This is a genomic window from Bacillus sp. DX4.1 (assembly GCF_030348195.1).
Classification (GTDB): domain Bacteria; phylum Bacillota; class Bacilli; order Bacillales; family Bacillaceae_G; genus Bacillus_A.
The window spans coordinates 2,524,776-2,545,398 of the sequence record NZ_JAUCFT010000008.1 but is presented as its reverse complement, the minus strand read 5'-3'; the positions used below and the strand labels follow the sequence as shown (position 1 = coordinate 2,545,398).

General features: G+C 35.4%; 19 protein-coding genes. 2 read left to right on the top strand and 17 right to left on the bottom strand.

Annotated elements, in window-relative coordinates; all coding sequences use genetic code 11:
- Nucleotides 1-90: 90 nt before the first annotated feature.
- The 8 genes from QUF99_RS15905 to QUF99_RS15870 form a co-directional block, all read right to left on the bottom strand.
- Entirely contained in the window at nucleotides 91-2,187 is a 2,097-nt protein-coding gene (locus QUF99_RS15905; protein ID WP_289371229.1) for a glycosyltransferase family protein, read from the bottom strand.
- 20 nt (nucleotides 2,188-2,207) lie between these two features.
- The gene (locus tag QUF99_RS15900) at nucleotides 2,208-2,960 is read right to left on the bottom strand and encodes a sugar phosphate nucleotidyltransferase (RefSeq protein WP_289371227.1); all 753 of its coding nucleotides are present in this window, start codon (nucleotides 2,958-2,960) and stop codon (nucleotides 2,208-2,210) included.
- 467 nt (nucleotides 2,961-3,427) lie between these two features.
- Nucleotides 3,428-4,894: an aminoacyl-histidine dipeptidase gene (locus QUF99_RS15895; RefSeq protein ID WP_289371225.1), complete on the bottom strand. Its 1,467-nt coding sequence runs from the start codon at nucleotides 4,892-4,894 to the stop codon at nucleotides 3,428-3,430.
- 192 nt (nucleotides 4,895-5,086) lie between these two features.
- Nucleotides 5,087-5,263 carry a stage II sporulation protein SB gene (gene spoIISB / locus QUF99_RS15890; protein WP_289371224.1) on the bottom strand — a complete coding sequence of 59 codons (177 nt, stop codon included), beginning with the start codon at nucleotides 5,261-5,263 and terminating at the stop codon, nucleotides 5,087-5,089.
- A gap of 81 nt (nucleotides 5,264-5,344) precedes the next feature.
- A complete protein-coding gene (locus QUF99_RS15885) occupies nucleotides 5,345-5,473 on the bottom strand; it encodes a D-alanyl-D-alanine carboxypeptidase (RefSeq protein ID WP_286125029.1) in 129 nt (42 codons plus the stop codon).
- A 124-nt stretch (nucleotides 5,474-5,597) separates the two neighbouring features.
- Nucleotides 5,598-6,338, bottom strand: coding sequence for a type II toxin-antitoxin system SpoIISA family toxin (locus tag QUF99_RS15880; protein ID WP_289371223.1), 741 nt, complete (start codon nucleotides 6,336-6,338; stop codon nucleotides 5,598-5,600).
- A gap of 199 nt (nucleotides 6,339-6,537) precedes the next feature.
- Nucleotides 6,538-7,275 carry a 2,3-diphosphoglycerate-dependent phosphoglycerate mutase gene (gene gpmA, locus QUF99_RS15875; protein WP_289371222.1) on the bottom strand — a complete coding sequence of 246 codons (738 nt, stop codon included), beginning with the start codon at nucleotides 7,273-7,275 and terminating at the stop codon, nucleotides 6,538-6,540.
- A gap of 94 nt (nucleotides 7,276-7,369) precedes the next feature.
- Nucleotides 7,370-7,852, bottom strand: coding sequence for a MarR family winged helix-turn-helix transcriptional regulator (locus QUF99_RS15870; RefSeq protein WP_289371220.1), 483 nt, complete (start codon nucleotides 7,850-7,852; stop codon nucleotides 7,370-7,372).
- Nucleotides 7,853-7,962: 110 nt separating this feature from the next.
- Here QUF99_RS15870 and QUF99_RS15865 point away from each other — a divergent pair, with 110 nt between their 5' ends.
- Nucleotides 7,963-9,642, top strand: coding sequence for an alpha-keto acid decarboxylase family protein (locus QUF99_RS15865; protein WP_289371218.1), 1,680 nt, complete (start codon nucleotides 7,963-7,965; stop codon nucleotides 9,640-9,642).
- 120 nt (nucleotides 9,643-9,762) lie between these two features.
- On the opposite strand, the gene QUF99_RS15860 is transcribed toward QUF99_RS15865, so the two are convergent.
- The 8 genes from QUF99_RS15860 to QUF99_RS15830 form a co-directional block, all read right to left on the bottom strand.
- Complete coding sequence (locus QUF99_RS15860) at nucleotides 9,763-11,154, bottom strand: FAD-binding oxidoreductase (protein WP_289371216.1); 1,392 nt, start codon at nucleotides 11,152-11,154, stop codon at nucleotides 9,763-9,765.
- 359 nt (nucleotides 11,155-11,513) lie between these two features.
- Nucleotides 11,514-12,812 (bottom strand): DEAD/DEAH box helicase, encoded by a 1,299-nt coding sequence (locus tag QUF99_RS15855; RefSeq protein ID WP_289371214.1) that lies wholly within the window; start codon nucleotides 12,810-12,812, stop codon nucleotides 11,514-11,516.
- 74 nt (nucleotides 12,813-12,886) lie between these two features.
- On the bottom strand, nucleotides 12,887-13,156 hold the full coding sequence (locus QUF99_RS15850; protein ID WP_289371212.1) for a hypothetical protein: 270 nt from the start codon (nucleotides 13,154-13,156) through the stop codon (nucleotides 12,887-12,889).
- Nucleotides 13,157-13,258: 102 nt separating this feature from the next.
- Nucleotides 13,259-14,839 (bottom strand): aminotransferase class V-fold PLP-dependent enzyme, encoded by a 1,581-nt coding sequence (locus QUF99_RS15845; RefSeq protein WP_289371211.1) that lies wholly within the window; start codon nucleotides 14,837-14,839, stop codon nucleotides 13,259-13,261.
- 13 nt (nucleotides 14,840-14,852) lie between these two features.
- On the bottom strand, nucleotides 14,853-15,401 hold the full coding sequence (gene plsY / locus QUF99_RS15840) for a glycerol-3-phosphate 1-O-acyltransferase PlsY (protein WP_289371210.1): 549 nt from the start codon (nucleotides 15,399-15,401) through the stop codon (nucleotides 14,853-14,855).
- Between the two features lie 399 nt (nucleotides 15,402-15,800).
- Complete coding sequence (locus QUF99_RS28745) at nucleotides 15,801-16,022, bottom strand: hypothetical protein (protein WP_483298605.1); 222 nt, start codon at nucleotides 16,020-16,022, stop codon at nucleotides 15,801-15,803.
- Nucleotides 16,023-16,087: 65 nt separating this feature from the next.
- A complete protein-coding gene (locus tag QUF99_RS15835; RefSeq protein ID WP_289371209.1) occupies nucleotides 16,088-17,377 on the bottom strand; it encodes a PTS sugar transporter subunit IIC in 1,290 nt (429 codons plus the stop codon).
- Between the two features lie 11 nt (nucleotides 17,378-17,388).
- Entirely contained in the window at nucleotides 17,389-17,694 is a 306-nt protein-coding gene (locus QUF99_RS15830; RefSeq protein WP_289371208.1) for a PTS sugar transporter subunit IIB, read from the bottom strand.
- 247 nt (nucleotides 17,695-17,941) lie between these two features.
- Here QUF99_RS15830 and QUF99_RS15825 point away from each other — a divergent pair, with 247 nt between their 5' ends.
- Nucleotides 17,942-19,501 carry a glycoside hydrolase family 10-like protein gene (locus QUF99_RS15825; protein ID WP_289371206.1) on the top strand — a complete coding sequence of 520 codons (1,560 nt, stop codon included), beginning with the start codon at nucleotides 17,942-17,944 and terminating at the stop codon, nucleotides 19,499-19,501.
- A 274-nt stretch (nucleotides 19,502-19,775) separates the two neighbouring features.
- Here QUF99_RS15825 and QUF99_RS15820 read toward each other — a convergent pair whose 3' ends face one another.
- Nucleotides 19,776-20,606 (bottom strand): DUF3974 domain-containing protein, encoded by an 831-nt coding sequence (locus QUF99_RS15820; protein ID WP_289371204.1) that lies wholly within the window; start codon nucleotides 20,604-20,606, stop codon nucleotides 19,776-19,778.
- Between the last annotated feature and the right edge of the window lie 17 nt (nucleotides 20,607-20,623).

The following is a 20,623-nucleotide window of genomic DNA, read 5'->3' as shown; positions in this document are numbered from 1 at the left end:
TTTTAATATATTTGCATGCTTCCTACTATTCGAACAAATCCTGTTGATTTAGTTAGGATGTTAAAAACGAAGAATAAACCTTACTAATTTTTAAACAAAACTGAAAAATGAATTCTGTTTTAAACGGAAGGATGGATACCTAACATAGTTTTTCGCTGGGGGGTTATCTGATATTTCTACATATAAAGGAGTAAGAGGGCTTCTAAAAGTATTACGAAGTATGTGACATGTATTTCTTATCTTTTCAATATAAGGAATATAAATATTTTCTAAAATTGATTGATCAATTTCTATAGCTTCCTGTTTCCATAAATCAAATTCATCTGTATTAAAAATTTGCATGCTCCCAAAGTGAAAAGCAACTAATTCATCATTATCCACAAAAACCTTGTTGTCTTCTCTTCTTACATAATCATGATTATTCAAAATCAAATTCCACGGTGCAGCATCAATTCCTTTGTGATTCATGATTTTAATATTAGAAAATAAATCAGGAATATGATTTAAATATTTTTGATCTCCCCATCTATTAAATTCAACATCATATATATCTCGACAATATTCTAGACACTTGTCCTTCCACCAGTTTAGAATATCCTTACTATTTTTATCATTTTTAAATCCAATTAACCCAGCTTGATACATACCGTGTACACTTTCAAGTTCTGTTGTGCCTCTCTGTGGACATAGAAAAACGGAATACTTCCACCATTCATCTAGAATTACATTAGGATTTGAGAAAAAGTACATATCTGCATCACAATATATAATATGATCAACCTCAGAATAATAATTAAAAATATGAAGACATAAAGGAGCTTTTAACGTCCAACAGTACTCTTGTAAGCTTCTTTCATCCTTTATATCTAAGAGTTCTTTATTTTCTATTTCTTTCACGTGAATGAGTATGGCATTTTTTAATTCCATTTCTGTTAAAATTCGATAAGTTAGATCATCCATACAACAAATCCAAACATTAAAGTTTTTCCCTTGTTTTTCTAGTGAATAGTAACAAGTTAATCCTTTAATTAAATATTCTCGACTTATAATTAATGAAAAGTTCAAGAATTCCCCCCATTGATTCATTTTTCTTCTTAATTGAGAATCTTTATATAAAGTTTGCGCTTCTTGTACCTCTTTTGTACTTAAGAGTTCCCTTGTTTGTTCACCAATTTTTGGTTTTAATTCTTCAAGAATTAACTGGATTTGATTTAAATAAGGAGTATAAATACAATCCAATATATTATTAGGTATTGAGATTTCTCCTAAGGACCAAAGATCAAAATCATTTTCGCTAAAAATTGTGATGCATGCAAAATGATAAACAACTAATTTATCTGTCTCGATATATACTTCATTAAGATTTTTAGAAATATTATAATCGTTATTATAAATACAATTCCATGGAGCTGCGTTTATTCCTAGATTTCTTGATATCTTTACTTTTGGAAAATAAATAGGAATATAATCTAGATACTTTTGATCTCCAAATCTTCCCCTATTAGGTTCAGCACTGCACCAATCTAGACATTTTTCTTTCCACCACCTTACACTCTTTAACCCATATACATCATTTTTAAACCCTATTAATCCCGCTTGGTATTTCCCATATTTTTGTTCTACCCAATCACGGTCCCTTTGAGGACAAAGAAAAACCGAATTATCTCCCCATTCATCAAATATAGGTGAAGGATCAGCGAAGAAAAATAAATCTCCATCACAATAAAGAACAGATGATAAGTTATAATTTACCAACAAATACTCAATAAGCACAGCCTTTAGAGTCCAACAATATTCATTTACTTTTCTATTTTTCTTAACATTTTTTAGTCGTTCATCCTCCAATTCTTCTACTTGCAAGAGAATAACATTATTTAAATTTAATTTTACCAATATTGAATACGCAAATGAATCTATACAACAAATCCACAATGTAAACTCTTTTGTGTTCTGTATTAGGGATTGCTGTAATGCAATTACCTTCAATACATATTCTTTTCCTACTATGACACAAAAATGATTTCCTTGTTTGGGTTGATTATTACGAGCTAATTGAGTGCTTTTATTCACTACATGGTTTTTTATTTGATTTGTTATTGGATGGTCTTGAGATGGTTGAATATCTTTTTTTACTTCAGAAGGAATATAAATATCTGGTAAAAACTCTTTTTCATGTTTGAAATTCAATGTCTATTCGCTCCTTTCAACTAATTTCTTCTGTCAGGAACCCATCTTTCATTCGCATCTTTAAGATCTTTCGGTGTATCAATTCCAATCCAGAATCCATCATATTCAAAAACTGCTAGTTCATTATTTTTTATTAAATTACGTAAGGGTTCTTCTTCAAGAATACACTCATTCTCATCGCTTAAATAAGTAAATATCTCTTTATTGAATACAAAAAATCCTCCATTTATTAAAGCATCAAGTATTGGCTTTTCCTTAAAATCTTTTGCAATTCCATTTTCAACCTCTAATACACCATACTGACTATTCTTCTTGATTCCAGTTAATGTTGCAATTTTCCCCTTTTCCTTATGGAATTTTATAAGTTCATTAATATCTATATGAGCTAATCCATCCCCATAAGTTAATAAAAACATCTCATCATCTACGTACTTTTCAATTTTTTTCACCCTTGCTCCAGTCATGGTTTCTATTCCTGTATCAATGAACGTTATATTCCACTGCTCCATTTTCTCTAATAATTGATATTGATTTTTCGAGGAATCTAGCATAAAATCATGTTCTTTCCAGTTATAATCCATGAAATATTCTTTAATTTTTTCTCCCTTATATCCTAATGGTAAAATAAATTCTTCATGGCCAAATTTACTATACCAGTCCATAATATGCCAAATGATTGGTTTTCCTTGGACTCGCACCAATGGTTTAGGCACATCCTCTAGAATTCCCCTCATTCTTAACCCTTTCCCTCCACACAAAATTATGACTTTCATAATATCTCTCCTGTCACACTTCTATTTTTCTCCCGTATTAACAGGCAGTCACACCCCCACCTCAAAGTTCGGCAGGAAGCAAAGAAGTTAGGTGGAAGATAAACTGCTCGTAAAAGCCCGATTGGTGAGGGCTAATGATCAATTGGGGATGAAGAACCCCCTCGCTAATAAAAGTTTCACTTTATATATGACTATTGTAAGTTATGCAGACAATCCATGAACTGTATACACATATGAACTATAAAGACATTTATTATACAAAAACGAATGAAAATTATAATTATGGTGATCTCCGTGCCAAAAATTCATATACGTAATATACTCGTTTCCATTTGTTCCTTTATAATAGCCATCTCATATTTAACAACACACCTTTTTGCCACATAATGAGTTGAATCCATCAATTATTTACTATTTTTAAAACGAAAAAACTGCCTAAGAAAATCTTAGACAGTTTTTTCGAGCTATTAAACAAGTGATTTTGTTTCTCGCATTACTTCGATAAAGTATTCCCAGTTATTGATTACAGACGAAATACTAATATGTTCATCTGGTGTATGAACGTTAAAAATGTCTGGTCCGAGTGAAATTGCATCTAATCCATGCATTTTTTGGACAAACACACCACATTCAATGCCCGCATGTACCGCAAAGATTTCAGCATCTTTATTATATTTTTCTTTATGCACCTTTTCAAATAAATCACGAATTGGTGAATTTGGATTATACGGCCATTCTGGATACTCAGATTCCTTCTCGAACTGCGCACCAACTAATTCTGCAATGTGCTTAATTTCATCTACAATATGTTGTTTTAAGCTACTTACAGAACTTCTTACTTCGCTTCTTAACTTGATTTCATTATGTAACGTTTCGACAACACCTAAGTTTGTAGAACTTACAACAAGTCCTTTAATATCCATGCTCATGCTTTGAATACCATTTGGAATTAAGAATAAAGAAGAAATAAGCTGTTTTTGTGTTTCTTTTGCAAATACTGTTTCCGCAATTTCTTCTAACTTTGTAAGAGAAACATGAACATCTGGATCAACGGCACGTAGTTCTTCTTGTAAAACGCGTGTCCATTCTTCTACTTTCTCTTCTACCTTTTGCACATCACCTGTAGAAAGTAAAATTGTCGCGATACTTTCACGTGGAATTGCATTTGTTTTTAATCCCCCATGAATTTCACTGATATCAAATGAGATTTCATTTGATAAATCATGAAGCACTCTACCTAGTACTTTATTAGCATTTCCGCGTTCTTTATCAATTTCCATACCGGAATGACCACCTTTTAGGCCACCAACGTATAAACGATATGCTGCCGCATCAGCAGGTGCTTCCTCCCATACGACTGGAATTGTTTCAACTGCTTTTGCTCCGCCCGCACTGCTCACTAACAATTTATGATCTTCTTCAGAATCGATATTAATAAAGATTTTTCCATCAAAGTGTTTCGGGTCAACCGCAAAAGCACCACCCATTGTTGTTTCTTCCTCTGTAGTAATGACAACCTCAAGAGCTGGATGCGGAATGTCTTTTGCGTCTAACAATGCTAACGCATAACCAACTGCAATCCCATTGTCAGCACCTAATGTTGTTTGGTTTGCATACAACATATCTCCAACTATTCGTAATTGAATCGGGTCCTTCTCAAAATCATGAACCGTTGCTTGGTTCTTTTCACAAACCATATCCATATGACCTTGAATAATAATAGCAGGCACATTCTCATAACCAGCAGTTGCTGTTTTTTTTATAATCACGTTTAAGGCTTTATCTTGCACAACTTCTAAATTTCGCTCTTGTGCAAACTTCACTAAATAATCACTAATTTCTTGCTCATTACCAGACCCTCTTGGAATCTTTGAAATTTCTGCAAAATGATGAAATACAGGATGTTTTGTTAGTTGTTCTAGATTAGTATACATACTAATGCCCCTTTCGAAATTATAAATTTCTAGGATATCAAATTCTTAGTTGTAATCAGAAAACTTACTGTTCCATATCATTATACCATGCTTGTGCCTTTAACTATTTATTTAAATTAATAGCAATATTTCCATGCCTCTATTAGAACGGGTTTTAAGAAATAATTAAGAAAATAAAAAAAGAAAATGCCTCTATGCATTTTCTTTTAATTTTTTCCCTTGTATATATTTAGAGGAACTATTATTCATTAATTTTTCTAAACGATTTATATTTTCTGTCAAAGCACCTTTTACAAGAGAGAAGTCTGTATTTGGTTCTTCTTTCTTTTCCTTAAAAAAAGAATAGTTTTGTTGCTGTATCTCTTTCATTTCTACTCCCCCTTCTTGTTAATAGATGCGAACTTTCTTTATCTATCTTTATTATATATCAGAAATAGGCAGCGTGCATTTTTATCCTTTTCTTTTTAACTCTTCTTCTAAGTCTTCTACTTGCTGCATCGTATCTCCTTTTATTAAAGAGAAATCCGTCGCATCATCCTTCTCTTCTTTGAAAAAATCGTTGTCATATTGTTTTTCCACTACAATCACCTCTACGTACTATTGTTGGGGTGATTGTCCTATTTTATTCAATTTTGTTTCATTTTCACGAACTTTGTCCAAATTTATGTATGAAGGAAAGGACAGAAATCTTGATTCTGTCCTCTTATTTACTAAAATAACTATGATGAATCGTTAAATTATATACATTTTCAAAGTCACGATCTTGCAAATTGTTCTTTTGACCGTCAATTACAATAAAGACATCTTTTAAAATTTTCACTGGGATGATCCCGACGTTTTCAACTTGAACTGCTTTCTGTTCATTTAATTTCTCTATATGTTCTGGCGGTAACATGATGCTAAATTGGGAACGTACGCCACGAAAGTTTGTGTTTAATTCATCTGAAGCAACAAATACAACGACCTTTGCTCCAATTTTTTCGGCATAGGTATCTAGAAAGGCATTTAAATTTTCAGCATATTCTACTTCTGTTTCCCATTCCATCCTTCCAAATGCTGCTGGATTTACGTTTTGAATGAGTGTCGTATAGATTTCTCCACGTGCCTTCGAAGCGATAAGAGATCTTTTAATTGATTGCACGGTCTTTCCGATATCGCTAAATTTAGCACCCCATATTTCTGAAATATTTGGTGTTAAAATAAACGCGATATCAACAAAAATTACCATTGCCACGAACATTAATATGTTTTTCCAGAGGGTCAAATCAATTCCTTTTACCATAAAATACACAGTGACTGTCGAAATAAACACACCATACCATGTTTTCCGAATTAGCTGCTTTTTTTCTTCGTACAGTTCTTCATTTTTCCAATAAAATAAAATGAGAAATAAAAAAGCTACCACGAGGAGAAATAGACCAATTCGAATGTTCGAGACTGTCAATCGCCTCACCCTCCATTCAAAAACATCTCACGATACATTATTACATGCTTGTTTTGATTTCATTATGACAAAAGACATGGACAACCTTCTAAAATCAGTCACACAGCATATACTGAGAAGGAAGCCACGTCTTTAACCACGAGTGAAATTTTATTGTATATGTAGACAAGCCGTCATTTCAAATTTTCAAACATATTTTTTAAAGAGAGATATGTTTCGGTATTACCCCTTCTGGAACTTCTCCGTCCATGCTTAAATAATAGTGACGAATTGGTTTTAAATTATCATCTAATTCATATACGAGCGGAATACTTGTCGGAATATTCAATGTCATAACTCCATCATTTGATAGATTGTCTAAATATTTCACGAGCGACCGAATCGTATTACCATGCGAAGAAATAATGACTTTTTCACCAGATTTCAGCGTTGATAGGATTTCTTGATGCCAGTAGTTCAACACTCTTTTTCCAGTGTCCTCTAAGCATTCACTAAGCGGGAATTCACCTTTTTCTAGTCCCTTATATCTTGGATCAGCAGCCTCATATCGTGGGTCTGTCTCCGTAAGTGCTGGTGGTCTTACGTTTATACTTCTTCTCCAAATATGGACTTGCTCATCACCATATTTTTTTGCTGTTTCATCTTTATTTAAGCCTTGCAGTGCTCCGTAATGTCTTTCATTTAACTTCCATGATTTATGTATAGGAACCCACGCGAGATCCATTTCATGAAGAATAATCCATAAAGTTCGAATTGCACATTTTAATACAGAAGTATAGGCAACATCAAACGTATATCCATTTTTCTTTAAGATTACACCCGCTTCCCTTGCTTCATTCAAACCATTTTCCGATAAGTCCACATCTGTCCATCCTGTAAAACGATTTTCAAGATTCCATACACTTTGGCCGTGACGAATGAGTACAAGCTTAATCATTGTAATCCCCTTTCTGAAAATGATATTTCCACTTTTGATGAATTATAGCTGGATAAAAATGAGCGTTATTTCAAATTCTATAAACAAACGGGGACTATTCTTGGTCTGATTTTTCTTCCCGCTTTGAAGACCATGCATCAAATCCTAAACGACTATTTGCTAACTCTGTCATGACTTGCAGCCAATTTCCCTCATAGGATTCACCAAATTGCGTGAAAATACTTCCCATTTGTTGTCTTTGCACGTCACTTAGTTTCTTTTCTAATTCTGTTCCTTCTTTAGTCAAAACAAGCTGTTTCACGCGGCGATCATGCTCTGCTTCTTTGCTTTCAATAAGCCCCTTTTCAAGAAGCTGACGCAGTGGTCCATGAAGAGCTTGTTTACTTATTTCTAATAAGGACAATAATTCATTTATACTTATTCCCGGGAAACGAGCGATAAAAAATAAAATACGATGATGCACACGCTGAATACCGTATTCTTTAATAATTTGATCTGGTTTTTCTGTAAATGTTTTATATGCAAAATAAAACAAAGCAAGTGCTTGATTCATCTGCTCTTCTTTATGTTGAGTCATCTTCTTTCCCCCTATATGTAAATTATACCACATTTCATTCTCAAGTAATTAAGTCAATATATTTGACCTAATTAGACGTATCAACCTAAAAATAGAGGAAGGTGATTCATTTGAATACTCAATACACAGTAAGCAACTATTTATTAGACCGTCTTTACGAATTGGGAATCCAGCACATATTCGGCGTACCAGGTGATTATAATCTCACCTTTTTAGACGATATTATCAATTACGAAGGTTTAGAATGGATTGGAAACTGTAATGAACTCAATGCTGCATACGCAGCAGATGGATATGCTCGTATAAATGGAATTTCAGCACTTGCCACAACATTCGGTGTTGGGGAATTAAGTGCTATTAATGGGATCGCCGGCTCTTATGCTGAAAACGTACCTGTCGTAAAAATTACTAGCACACCAACTACAAACGTTATGGAAAACGGACTATATGTACATCACACATTAGGAGACGGAAAATTTGATCACTTCGCAAACATGTTTCAAGAAGTAACAGTTGCTCAAACGTTTTTAACAGTTGAACACGCCGCTGGAGAAATTGATCGTGTCTTACTTTCTTGTTGGAATGAAAAACGCCCTGTCCATATTAATTTGCCAATCGATGTGTACAACAAACCAATTAACAAACCGACAAAACCATTACTAGATGAACCAATTACAAGTAATGCAGAAGCAATGACCGAGCTGCTTCAACATATTATTTCGATGATTGAAGCAGCAAAAAAACCAATTATTTTAGCAGACTATGAAGTTAATCGTTATCACGCTGAGCCAACTCTATATGAATTTGCAGAAAAAACAGGCTTTCCTGTCGCATCATTAAGCATGGGGAAAGGTGTCTTTCCTGAAACACATTCACAATTTATTGGTGTTTATAATGGGGATGTTAGCTCTCCTTATATTCAAAGACGGATAGATGATTCAGACTGCATCATTAGCATTGGTGTAAAACTAACAGATTTGATTACAGGTGGATTTTCTCAAGGTTTTTCTGAAAATCAAGTGATTGAAATTCATCCTTTTACGGTGAAAGTCCAAAACAAAAAATATGCACCAGTCGTTATGAAGGACGTATTACAACAATTAAGTACATATTTACACCACCGTGATGTAGAAGAACTAGACATTCGTCCGTTCGTCTCTGAATCCCCTTCATTTACCGAAAAATTCACAGCTGAGCCAAATACATTATTAACGCAAAAACGTTTTTGGCAACGTATGCATCACTTTTTACAAGAAGGTGACGTATTACTCGCTGAACAAGGTACACCATTTTTTGGCGCAACCACTATGCCATTACCAAGCAAAGTAACCTTTGTGAGCCAACCGTTATGGGGCTCAATTGGTTACACACTCCCTGCCCTATTAGGAACACAAATTGCTGATCAAACGCGCCGAAATGTTTTAATTATTGGAGATGGTTCTTTCCAACTGACAGGTCAAGAATTATCAACTATGTTGCGACAAAACATTAAACCAATTATTTTCTTAATTAATAACAATGGATATACAGTAGAACGTGCAATACATGGTGAAAATCAATCTTACAATGATATTCAAATGTGGAAATATCATAAATTACCTTCCGTTCTTGGCCCTGAAGAAAACAGCCTTTCCTTTAAAATCAAAAATGAAATTGAATTTGAAGACGTTTTAACGAAAGTCGCTCACGATACAAAACACCTTATCTTCATTGAAGTCGTTATCGACCGTGATGATAAACCAGAATTGTTAGCAAAACTTGCACAGCGATTTGCAAAACAAAATTCTTAATACTCTATAAAACAAAAAGCGTGCGCTTTTTACTCTCGTTGATCCTATGATTTATTATGAAAAAACTGTGATTCATGTCGTTCCTAAAGACTACGACTTCTTTCTAAAATCTGCATACAATCACACTTTATGTTTTGATTTTAAAATTTTATTTGGATTAAGAAGATTATGTGGATCAAGTGCTTGTTTAATCTTTTCCATAACAAGCAGTGCATCTCCGTGTTCTTTCTCCTGATATTTTTGTTTACCAATGCCTACTCCATGTTCACCTGTACATGTTCCGCCGCGTGCAAGAGCATACATAACAATCTGTTCATTTAATTGTTCAGCCTTGTTAATCTCTTGTTTATCATTCGTATCAATCATCAAGAGAGCATGAAAGTTCCCATCACCTACGTGGCCAACAATTCCGCCGTTAAGGCCTAAAGAGTCAAGCGTCTCCCTCGCATGACGAATCGCACCAGCTAACTCCGAAATTGGCAGACAAACATCTGTAACCATCAGCTTTTTCCCAGGATATCCATGGACATAGGCATAAGCTAAATTGTGCCTAGCCTCCCATAGCTTGTTTCTAGCCGCATTATCTGTCTCAAACTCAATGCCTTCACACTGATTATCTCCTACAATTTCTTTCGTGAATTCAATGTCTTGCTTCAGTCCGGCTTCATTTCCGTGAAATTCTAAAAACAGTGTTGGTTTTTCGTTATAGTTAGTTTCGCTAAAATGATTAACCTGTTTCATTGAGGGCTCATCAACGAGTTCAATCCTTGCGATTGGAATACCAGCTTGTAAAATAGCGATGACGGCTTCCACTGCATGATTTACTGTTGGAAATGATGCTCTTGCTGCCATAATGTGCTCGGGTATCCCGTATACTCTTAGCGTCAATTCAGTAAAGCAACCCAGCGTCCCCTCTGATCCTACAAAAAGGCCATTTAAATGATAACCGGATGAAGATTTTTCGGCTAAATTCCCTGTATGAATAACCGTTCCATCCGCAAGAACTGTTTCTAGATCACGAACTTGATCACGCATGACACCATATTTTACTGACGTCGTTCCACTCGCATTCGTAGCCGCCATTCCACCTAGTGTAGCGTCAGCTCCTGGATCCACAGAGAAAAACAAACCGTACTTCTTTAGCTCTTTATTTAGCTGTAAACGAGTCACTCCAGGTTGCACTTTAGCAAGAAAGTCATTCTCCCTTACCTCTAACACTTTATTCATGAGCGAAAAATCAATTGTAATCCCTTTTTCATATGGAATAACGTGACCTTCCAAACTAGATCCCAATCCAAACGGTACAACTGGAACTTGGTACTTGTTTGCTATTTTCATTACATCACTCACTTCTTTTGTGGTTGCTGGAAAAACGACAACATCTGGTAGACTGACAGCATGGTACGATTCATCCTTACCACGCTGCTCTCTTACCGTCAGATTTACCGTTACCTGACTTTCTGAAAGCACACCTTTTAGAGCATTTACTAGACTTTCGTTCCCTATTTCCATTCTGCTCTCTCCCTTTTTCTACGATTCCGTTACTACTTAGAAACTCTCTTTAAGATGTAACAGTAGGATTACCTGATGTAACATCTATCTACACGATTACACAAGAAATCCAAAATTAAAAATCAATCATATCCATAATTTTAGTTATTCTTACATTCAACAATTTATATAATTCTTTCTAATTATACATAAGAATCTGAAAAGTTCAATAATTGCAATGGGATTTCTATTTTCTTCATATCCATCAGTTTATATAATTTACTCTATTTACTATCTTCGCAAAAAAATCCTGCAAACATAAGAAAAGCCGCTTCCTCTTCTAAAGGAAAACGGCCTATCACATCAAAAACGATTCTATTTTATCGGCCGCGTTTCTGCTGACCTGAATTTGCACTGCGTTTCTTTCTACTTGGATCAAATGAACGTTGTTTGGAATTCTTTGTTCCGTCTCGTTTGTCTTTCTGTCCGTAATTACTTGTTTTTTTCGGTGTCTTCGTATGTTGTTTCTGTTTTTGTTCACTCTTTGTAGCTTCTGATTGTTCTAACACTTGTCTTTGTAATGTTGCGCCAATCCCTTTTTCAATGTCTTTCAAATACATTTCATCTTTTGGTGCCACGAATGTGATCGCAAGTCCAGTTCCACCAGCACGTCCAGTTCGGCCGATACGGTGAATATAGCTCTCTACATCTTCTGGGATATCGTAGTTAAATACATGTGTTACACCTTCCACATCTAATCCTCGAGCGGCTACATCTGTTGCAATTAAATATTGGATTTTTGCATCACGGAAGCTTTTCATAACACGTTCACGTTTCCCCTGTGATAAATCACCATGAAGTTCATCGCAATTATAGCCATATCCTTTTAGTGCTGCATATAAAGTACTCGCTCTACGCTTTGTACGACAGAATATAATTGCTAGAAACGGCTGATTTTGTTCCATTAATTGACGTAATGCGTCCTGTTTTGCTCGATCGGTTGTTTCAACAACACGTTGTTCAATGTTGTTTACTGTCACTTCAGCGCTTTGAATTTGAATAACCTCTGGTCCTTGCATATATCGCTTTGCAAGCTTTTTAATTTCCTTTGGCATCGTTGCTGAAAATAGCATCGTCTGTCTACTCTCTGGTGTTGCTTCTAAAATTTCTTCTATATCATATAAAAAGCCAAAATGAAGCATTTGATCTGCCTCATCTAATACAAGCATCGAAACATTTGACAGTTCAATTGTTTCACGGCGTAAATGATCTAATAAGCGACCTGGTGTCGCCACAACAATATGTGTGTTTCCTTTTAACTTTCTCATTTGCTGCGCAACATCTTGCCCACCATATACTGCAAGAACATTGATATCTTCTTTATGAACAAGCATTTTTTCAATTTCACTTGTAATTTGTAGTGCTAATTCCCGCGTTGGTGCAACAATTAAAGCTTGTACATCGCTTGAATCTGGATCGATCTTCTCTAAAATCGGCAATACAAACGCCAACGTCTTTCCAGTTCCTGTTTTCGCTTGCCCAATTATATCTTTTCCAGACAATACGACTGGGATTGCTTTCTCTTGTATTGGCGTCGCTTCTGCAATACCGTTTTCACGTAATGTATCATTAAACGTTTCACTAATTCCTAATTCTAAAAAATCTTTCAAACGTATCACTTCTTTTCCTTATTTTTCACATTAAGTTTTTATTGTACCATTTGTTCGCCTAAATATGAAAAATAAGAAAATTCTTATCTCCTCCTTTCATACTCGCTATGTATTAATTGAGTCAGTTCTTGTTGCTTACTTTTTGATTTTGTTAACAATTCCATATTAGAAGATAATAAAAGAAACTTCTTTATTCGCCTATTATTCCATATAAGACTTGTGAATCTTGCGTCTTCATGCAACGCTCGAAACCACGCTTCTTCGCTTAACATTGCAATATGATGCCTCAATTTCAGATCAGCTCTTGGATATAGCAAGATTATATTTGAAATCATTTCGATGAAAGACACCATTTTACTCCCCCTAAAACGTCATTCTTTTCCTTATTTGTATGAAAGAATATGAATCTTATGTTTTCTGCAATTAAAAAAAGACGGCTTATGAACCGTCTTTTTTCAATATGCATGTACACTTTCCGTATACATTCGCAAACAATTCAGCATGCTATTCATTTCCCTTTCTTTGTAATGATTGATACAAGAGATTTGAATCCAATTATTTTTTTGTAAATAAGTAGATTCATAATGTAAGATAAACCCTTGTAGGGCTAATGCATTTCCTATATGTTTAGAACAAAGCTCTTTATGTAATGCGATTGTAATGATAATTGACGAAGCATGTTCCTTCGGTGTAACAATTTGTAGCCCCATGTTTATAATGGCGTTCTCTATAAATGAGTGAGTCTCACATACCTTCTCATATACACGGTCGTCTTCAAACTTCTTTAACGCTTCCTGCAGTGCACGAATTAAATTCCAAGACTGAGAATATGGTACACTCTCATTCAACTCATACATTCCTATATCCATGTATCTTGGCAATTTTTCATTTGGTTCAATAGTGTGATTGTAGAAAACAAACGATAACCCCGTATATGCTCCAATCGCTTTTCCACTTACACCACTCGCAAAGTATACATCTTGCAAGTAGATAGGACATGCTCCTATAGAGCTAATACAATCTACGCATAGTTTTATATGATACTGCTTACATATCCGGACTATCTTCTCCATATCATTCAGCATACCAGTGGATGTTTCATGATGAACAAACCATAGCCATTCATACGTTTGATTAGTCAGTAACTCTTCTATTTCGTCATATAGAAAAGGACTCCCCATTTCTCTTTCATACGTATCGAACGATAATCCTGCCCGAATACCATGCTGAACTAAACGATTTCCAAACTCTCCATTTGTTAAGATAAGTCCTCGTCCTTTTAACAAGCTTAGCTGCAAAGCAATTGAATCATTTGCTAACGTCCCTGTTCCGAGCATAATTTGTACATGCTTCGCTTTCGTCATCTGTAACAATCTCTTTTTGACATTTGTCATCGTTACTTTAAATTGATTCGACCGATGAGAAATCGGATTCGAACAAAATACTTGGTGTACATTGGCTGCAATCTCAACAGGTCCTGGTAGAAACGTATATTCTTTTGTAACGATACTCGCAATTCTAGATTGTTCAAATAACGTCGGCGTCAAATACATCGGTTGATAGGCTGCTTCTTCTGTTCCAATAAGTTTATAAAAAGAACGAAAGCCCATTTGTTCATAAACAGAAAGCTGCCGCGTTGTCCCTGAAATGATTGCCATGTCATATCCATTTAGAAGCAAATAACGATGTAAAAATCGGACTAACCCTAACAAAGCTCTTCCGTTTCGGTACTCTTGCTCAACAGCTAATAAACGAATCTCATATATCGTATCACCATGTTTTGGTAAACATTGACTCAAATTAGGTATTTTATCATCTAAAGAAAATGGTTGCTGTCCTCGCACCGCAACCATACCAGCTAACTTATCATCATCTAAACAAATTAAATACGTATTCTGTTCATGAAACGCATCTATTCGTATTCGTTCTTCTGTTTGCTCATGCTGCGGAATCTCTTCTACGAACGTTTTGTAATTCAGTTTGTGTATACTTTCAAATTCCCAAGCTTGATCTGCGACTTTATATATTAATCCCATGCTGCAATCCCCTTTATTTTCTATGTGCGTATAAAATAAGTCCAATGATAAGAACACTTAACACAATCGCTCCCATGGTGTAAGAAAACAAAAACATACAAAGAGGTAAACAAGCGATTGCTATTAAACCTGCTTTGGTGAAACTTTTAAAAATCACATAAAACAAAATAAACACCCCAACGAGAGAAAGCGCTATCAAAGGGTTAAATACAAGTAATCCTCCGATAAATGTCGATATCCCTTTTCCACCTTTAAAGCGGAACCAAATGGGATATAAATGTCCTACAATAACAACAAGCAGCGAAAGTAATAGATAACTAGGATCTTTAAACAAAAGATCTGCTATATAAACAATGATCGCTCCCTTTAGCGCATCACCTAAAAATGTGGCCACAAAAAAACCTTTTCCATAAAGGCGCCCCATATTCCTTGCACCCGGATTCCCACTACCTGCTTCACGAATATCCAAATCGTATTTCCACTTTGTAAGGATATATGCAGTTAATATACTACCTATTGCATATGCACCTATTAGGTACATGAATTGATTTATACTTATCATGCTCTCAATCACTTTCTCAGAATAAGTATTTTATTACTTTCTACCATTTCTCTTTCTTCCCCCCCTTTCTATATTCTTATTTTCAACATTGTTTACAATATCCCTTTATTAACAGCGGTAAATACGTATTTCTATTCAAAAAGGAATTATTTTTTACCATTAAAATATAAGAATATACGTAAGAAGTGTGCAACTTGTTAAAAAGAATAACAATCTCGTCAATAATTTCCATTTGGATGTATAAGTTCCATCTATATAAATACAAATTAAAAAACCGACATAAAACCCTTCTTTTTAGGTGGGAGAGAGCATCCGGTCATACATAGAAGCGGTCAGATCCTTTTCCTGCCCCATGCCAAGTAAAAACAAAGAGAGAAAACGAGTGCAGGTCGCCTTTTGTTATCCATAGCCGCGGCTTATATGTCGAAAAATCAAAATGGATTTATATATAAAAGAAACAACAATTGTCAACATTATACTTGCGGAAATACTTGTGACGATCCAAATACTTTGTTGAGGAGATATTTGAAACGTACGCAACAGTGGAGTGAAAATAAGATTTGAAAAAACCACTCCAAATAGTAATAAAAATACGCCTTTATAACTAAGTTTTATGCTCATATATTTTCACCTTCTATATCATGTTATGAAAAAAGTGGGATCATCAAAATGACCCCACTTTTTAATTACACAGTTACAGAATCCTGGTCTCCATCACCGCTCTTTTCAACTTCAACCATGTTTCTATCATACATTTTAAAGAAAGGAAGATAGATACAGAATGAGATTGCAATATTAATAAAGACTAATACAACAGCCCTCCAGTCCCCACCTGTTGCTAAATAGGCACCAATTGGGGCTGGTAATGTCCATGGCGGCATAATATAGGTTGGAGAAACGAGACCCATTGCTGTTGCAGTGTAAGCTATTGTAGCAGTAACTAGTGGCGTAATAATAAATGGAATAATAAGAATCGGATTTAAGACAATTGGTAATCCAAATATAACCGGCTCGTTAATATTAAAAATACCAGGAACAATACACGCTCTTGATAATGCTTTAGAATATTTTGATCTACCAAAAACAATCATGGCTAATACAAGTCCTAGCGTTGCTCCTGAACCGCCAATCCAAATAAACCATTGGTATAACGGTTCTGGCGCTATAAAAGGAATACTACTCGCACCATCCGCAACCGCTTCGGCATTTTCCCCTAAATATACTTCCCATAATGGACGAGCAACTGTGCCAACTACCGATACACCGTGGATTCCAAAAGACCAAAAAAAGGTAATTAAAAACACTGGAATGATAACACCCAAATAACTATCTCCAGCTTTCACTAACGGTGCAGCCACTTGATCCACTACATGATGTAAATCAATGCGAAATACAACGGAAATGATGCTCATAAGAATAATAACGAAAGCAACAGGTATAAGGGCCTCAAACGAACGAGATACAGACGGTGGTACTTGTTCTGGCATCTTGATTATCACATTTTTCGTCTTACAAAATCTTAAAATTTCGACTGATAGTATGGAAACAATCATGGCCACAAATAATCCGTGTCCGCCAAGGTTTGTCATTGGAAGCATGAATCCTTTATCCTTAATTAATTCAGGTGTTAACGTCAAAAGCAATGAACACACTGCAATTTGTGCGCCTGACAGCGCATCTAATTTATAACTTTTCGCTAAATTATATCCAATACCAAAGGCTATATAAAGTGACATAATAAACATCGTTAAGCGATATGGTATTAAAATACTTGTTATGTTTTTCGCTGCCCACTCCGCAATAAAACTATCCTTTGGAACGGGTGGAAACGCGAATATTAAAAAGAAACTACCTACAATAATAAATGGCAATGCTGAAATGACACCATCACGAATGGCTTGCAAATGTCTTTGTTCGGACAACCTTGCCATTGGTCCAGATAAGTTATTCTCAAGAAATGAGATAAACTTATTCATAGAGCATCCTCCTATTCTATCAATTCTTTCACTGCTTTTAATAACGTTGGACCTCCAAGTGGTGTATACGCTTGCGGCGGAATGGTACCACATGGAATGGACTCTTGATCCGCTGCTTTTTTCACAGATTCAAACCTGTGCCTAATTTGCGGCGCAACCATTACAACATCCCAGCCCTTTTTCACTTCTTCTTCCACTTCACTTGTGCCAATCGCTAGCACATCCATATTCATACCTTTCTTTTCCGCTTCCTTTTTTAAAGCGTTTACAACAATGGAACTGGACATTCCTCCAGAACAGACGAACAATACTCTCATCTCTCAATCCTCCTAACTGTTTCAATATGTACTAGGGCTCTAACAGGGAATAAAACTTCACTAGTTGAAATTTTCCTTTATTAAAAATAATATGAAGAATGCAGGCATAATAGTTCTCGTGAAGTGAAATTCCAATAAATATATTTTTACACTGAATAAAGGCTTAAATATTCTGTTTTCTTAATTGTTAACCTAGTATCTCCATGTTATATTAGTTCCGATAATAGATTAAGTAAGGAGGCTTATGATGATTTTACGAAAAATATTAATTGGTTGTTGTAGTGTCATCTTTTTTATTCCTTTACTTTTCACTTCCTCTAAGTCTGTACATGCCGAAGTGTCTACCTCTTATCAAAAGCGAGAACTCCGTGCCTCATGGATTGCATCCGTCCTAAATATTGATTGGCCATCCAAACCGGCCTTATCTATTGAGCAACAAAAACAAGAATTTATCAGTTTACTAGATGATGTAAAAAAATTAGGAATGAATGCAGTTCTTGTCCAAATCAAACCTACCGCTGACGCTTTTTATCCTTCCGAATATGGTCCTTGGTCCGAATATCTTACTGGTGTACAAGGAAAAGACCCCGGCTATGATCCACTTGCATTTATGGTTGAAGAAGCACATAAACGAAATCTTGAATTTCACGCTTGGTTTAACCCTTACAGAATTACAATGAATCATACAGACTCAAACCGCTTAGCTGACAATCATCCCGCTAAAAAACACCCTGATTGGGTAGTCTCCTATGGCGGAAAACTGTACTATAATCCTGGTATTCGAGAAGTGAAAAACTTTATAACGGATGGTGTATTAGAGGTTGTAAAAAATTATGATATTGATGGGGTTCATATGGACGATTACTTTTATCCATATAAAGTTGCTGGAGAAACATTTCCAGATCAAAACACTTATGAAACATACAATAACGGAAAATTCCCTACCATTGAAGATTGGCGTCGTGATAATGTCAATCAACTCGTACGTGACTTGAACGCCGCAATTAAACAGGAAAAATCTTATGTGAAGTTTGGCATTAGCCCTTTTGGTGTATGGCGAAATATAGCAAATGATCCGACCGGTTCCAATACGACTGCTGGACAAACAAACTATGACGATTTATATGCTGACACACGAGAATGGATTCAAAAAGGATATATTGACTATATTACTCCGCAAATCTATTGGAATATTGGCTTTGCTCCTGCAGCTTATGACATTTTACTTGATTGGTGGGTAAAAGAAACGGCAGACAAACCAATTCACTTATACATCGGACAAGCTGCCTACAAAATAAACAACAACTCGGTTCCCGCCTGGTCAGATCCTGAAGAATACCCAAGACAAATTGCATTAAACCATCAATATTCACAAATAAAAGGTAGCATGCACTTTAGCTTAAAAGATATTGATCGTAATCCGCTTGGAATTAAAGATCGCCTACAAAATGACATTTATAAACAACCTGCTTTAATTCCATCTATGCCATGGCTAGACAATGAACCACCTAAACAGCCCACTTTAAAAGGATCCATACCAAGAAACGATGGAATCTCTTTAGGAATCGTAGATGATATAAACAATGATTCTACGTATTATGCAATCTATCGAATCACTGGAAAGAACGACGTGGATATTCAAAAAGCAGAGAATTTATTAACAACTGTACGGAAAACGCAATCTGGGGAAATATTTGTAGATAATACTGCAAAGCCTGGTGAGACGTATACATATGTGGTAACTGCTTTGGATCGATTGCATAACGAAAGTGTGGGGTCTGGGAAGGTTGTAGCTAGAGGAAAATAATAGTTTCTTTATAAAACAACTTCCTCATTTATTTTGTTTACTTGTGGGGTGTTACTGCTCATTAATGCACGATAAACATAGAGGGTACCCTAAATTTTACTTTTATGGTAGCCTTATCCTTAAGTGTAAGTTAATGAATCCATTTCTTTCACTAAAGTATTCTTAGCTATAAACGACAAATCAAGTTTATACAGAATCAAAACGCTTGTTTAAATTGAAATCACAGAAAGAGAAAACTCAAAAAAAGAAGCTACCTTTTAAAAGGCAGCTTCTTTCAACTCTTAAACTTCTCCTTCGCCGCTCTCATCTTCACATTTAAATCATGATCGATAGAATCGCGAATGTTACGTTCTACTGCTTCCATTTCTTTTTTGAAGTTTCGTAAGTAGACCGTTAGTTCTTCTTCTTTTTCTGGGCGCTGTGATGGCGGCAGTTGTGCGATTAACGACAACATGTCCGTCAAATCTTTCATTAAGAACGTTTCCAGTTTGTGTTGTTGTTCAAACATGCGATGCTCTTGATAATACGGAATTGCGTTTAATACAGAAATTGTAATATCATTAATCGTTTTTTGTAACGAAGGATTGACTGATCGTTTGTACGCTTCGATCGTTTTTAATGCATCGGGGTAACGATCATAAAAATACAATTTGTAGAACGACAGATCCGTCGGCTTCGATGATTGTTGTGACTCTTGTCGTAAGAAGTCTTTTACTTTCATCGCTGCTACGTCAATATCTTCATTTGTAATCTGCTTTGTCGTTTTCGCAACAGCATGCACTTTTTTCTGTTTTTCTTTCGGCAGCATTGAGAAAACTTGTTCCCTTGTTCGTTGGTCTGCCGCACAGAAAAGAGTGTTAAATGCTTTTTGTTCCTTTTTCCCTTCCGTACGAATCCAGCGATAATATAGAGGGTGTTGCGTAAATTCTTGTAAAAATGGCGTTGATTTGTTTGACAATTTCTCAATCGATTCGTTCGCTCGTTTATATGGCTTCGTCCATGATAAAAAGAATTTCCGCCCGAAGTAAACAAGTAAAACCACTGCTGTGAATCCTACTAAAAGCACGATTCCAACAAGCATTAAAATAAATTCAAAGAAACCCATATCTTCACCTCCTCTAA